The organism is Acidovorax sp. KPB24-07 (assembly GCF_057543315.1).
This window is the reverse complement of record NZ_BAAJYS010000465.1, coordinates 1-2,400: the sequence shown is the minus strand read 5'-3', so window position 1 is coordinate 2,400 and position 2,400 is coordinate 1. Positions and strand designations below refer to the sequence as shown.

Below are 2,400 nucleotides of genomic sequence, written 5' to 3'. Positions count from 1 at the left end.
GTGAGGTAGTCGTCGGCGCCCAGCCGCAGGCCGTTGACCTTGTCCTCGGTGTTGCTGAGTGCGCTGAGCATCAGCACCGGCACGTGGCGCCCTTCGGAGCGCAGTGTCTGGCACAGCTCCAGGCCGCTCAGGCCGGGCAGCATGAGGTCGAGCAGCAGCAGCCCGGGATCGCCGGTGCGCGCCAGGGCCAGGCCGTCCGGGCCGTTGCGCGCCAGCTCCACGCTGTAGCCTTCGGCCTTGAGGCCGCGCAGCAGGAAGTCCGCCACGCGCGGATCGTCTTCGACCACCAGGATGTTCATGCGGTTTCCTCGGGGGACAGGGTTTCGGGGTGGCTGGCCGAAGGCACGGTGATCTGGACCACCGTGCCCACGCCGGGCTGGCTGTCGATGTCGATGCGGCCATGGTGCGCGTGCACGATGGACTGCGCGATCGACAGTCCGATGCCGGTGCCGTCCGCGCGGTGTGCCCGCGCGCGCTGGCCGCGCACGAAGCGCTGGAACACGGCGGGCAGTTCCTCGGCCTCGATGCCGATGCCTTCGTCGCGCACCAGCACCTGGGCTTCGCCGTCGGGGCCGGGCTGGCAGCCCACGCGCACCATGCCGCCGCGCTGCGAATAGCGCACCGCGTTGTCCAGCACGATCATCAGCGCCTGGCGCAGCCGGTCGGCATCGGCGTTCACCATCAGCGGGCCGCCGGGGGCGGGCGGCAGGGGCTCCACGGCCACGCCGTGCAGTCCGCCCAGCGCGGAGGCCTGCTCCGCCGCATCGGTCACCAGGGCCTGCAGGTCGATGCGGCGTGGGCGGATCACCAACTGGTCCGCCTCGGTCCTGGCGATCAGCAGCAGGTCGTGGATCACCTTGGTGAGCTGGTCGACGCCGCCGACGATGCGCTGCAGCGTCTGGCGGTATTCCTGCGCCGGCCGGTCGCCGCCGCGCATCGCGATTTCGGCCTCGCCCCGGATGGCCGTGGCGGGCGTGCGCAGTTCGTGGCCCAGGTCGGCGAACAGCTGGCGCCGGCGCTGGTCCACGCGCTGCAGGGTTTCGTGCGCCACGCTCAGTTCATGCGTGCGGGCCTGCACCGCATCCTCCAGTTCGCGGCGCGCCGCATCGGCATGGGCGCGGTGCTGCTGCAGCTCCGCCGCCATGGCATTGAAGTGCTGGGCGACGCGGTCGAATTCGTCCTTCGAGCCGGTGGCCACCCGGTGGTCCAGCGCGCCGGCCTGCAAGGCCCGCGTGCCGGCCAGCAGGCGGTCCAGGGGGCGCTGCAGGCGGCGGTTCAGGTGCAGCGCCAGCAGGGCCGCCACGGCGAGGGTGACGATCACCAGCGTGATCGCCTGCTGGCGCAGCACGTCCAGCCCGCGCTCGGTGGCGGCGCGCGCCACGGGAACGGCGCTGCGCTGGCGCTCGATGGCGCCGTTGATGAGCTCGCGCAGGTCCAGGCCGCGCGCCATGTCGAACGTGGCGTTCAGCTCTTCCCACACCGCAGGGAAGTCGGCCCCGGGCTCCAGCGGCTGCAGCTGCGCCAGGCGGGCCTCCACGGCCTGGATGTTGTCCTCCAGCAGCTCCGTCACGCGCACGAGCTGCGGCACCTCCTGGGGCATGGACATGCCCTCGCGGTGGGCCAGTTCGTGCCACAGGGCCAGGTCGCGGCGGGCCAGCTCCGCCAGGGCGGCCGCGCTTTGGTGCATGCGTTCGAGCAGCCGCTCGCGCACCTCAGGCACGGCATTGGCGTTCATCAGGCGCTGGGTGGCCCACACGCGCAGCCGCTGCTTGTTGGCCGACAGGTCCAGCAACTCCGAGAGGATGTCGCTGGCCAGCCGGCTGTGCTGGGCGTAGTCGTTGACGCGGTGGGTGCCCCAGTACACGAACGCGGCCTGGATGCATACCAGGGCCACGAGGGCGGCGAATGCCAGGGAGAGTCTTGCGCGGTACATGGGGCCGTCGGAGTGCGAAGGGCCTGCATTATGTTCCGTGCCGGGTGCCGGCAACCTGCCAGAGGCCAGGCAGCCGGATCCCCCGGTTGCTATGGAAATAATAGCTAAACAGGCAATCGATCTAACGGCATCGGGGTTATTTGGCCGGGATGGCCTGGCCGCCGGCCAGCGCCCACAGCGATTCGGCCACCTCCGACATGCCGGCGCGCTGGCGGTACAGGCGGATCTCCACCGGCACGTCCCAGGCCGCCTCGCCGGCCGCCACCAGCGTGCCGGCCCGCAGGTCGTCGGCGATGAGGCTGCGCGGCAGCCAGGCCACGCCGCGCCCCTCCAGCGCCATGGTCTTGAGCAGCACCGCGTGGTGCGCGGTGAACACCACCGCCACGCCGCCCGGCACGGCCGACTCCCCGCCATCGCCGTACACGCCGCGCATGCGCGCCCGCATGATGCGGCCCAGGCCCGAGGCG

The 2,400-nt window shown here is 72.0% G+C and carries 3 protein-coding genes; all 3 read right to left on the bottom strand.

What is annotated here, in order from left to right; all coding sequences use genetic code 11:
- A partial coding sequence (locus tag AC27IQ_RS22640) for a response regulator (RefSeq protein ID WP_487090881.1) occupies nucleotides 1-299 on the bottom strand: 299 nt, incomplete at its 3' end.
- Entirely contained in the window at nucleotides 296-1,933 is a 1,638-nt protein-coding gene (locus AC27IQ_RS22635) for a sensor histidine kinase (RefSeq protein ID WP_487090880.1), read from the bottom strand. The genes AC27IQ_RS22635 and AC27IQ_RS22640, both read right to left, overlap by 4 nt.
- Before the next feature lie 136 nt (nucleotides 1,934-2,069).
- A partial coding sequence (locus AC27IQ_RS22630; RefSeq protein ID WP_487090879.1) for a LysR substrate-binding domain-containing protein occupies nucleotides 2,070-2,400 on the bottom strand: 331 nt, incomplete at its 5' end.

Bases quoted from the DNA above. Each gene is read 5' to 3' on its own strand.
- AC27IQ_RS22635 (WP_487090880.1), bottom strand. From the start codon at position 1,933: ATGTACCGCGCAAGACTCTCCCTGGCATTCGCCGCCCTCGTGGCCCTG.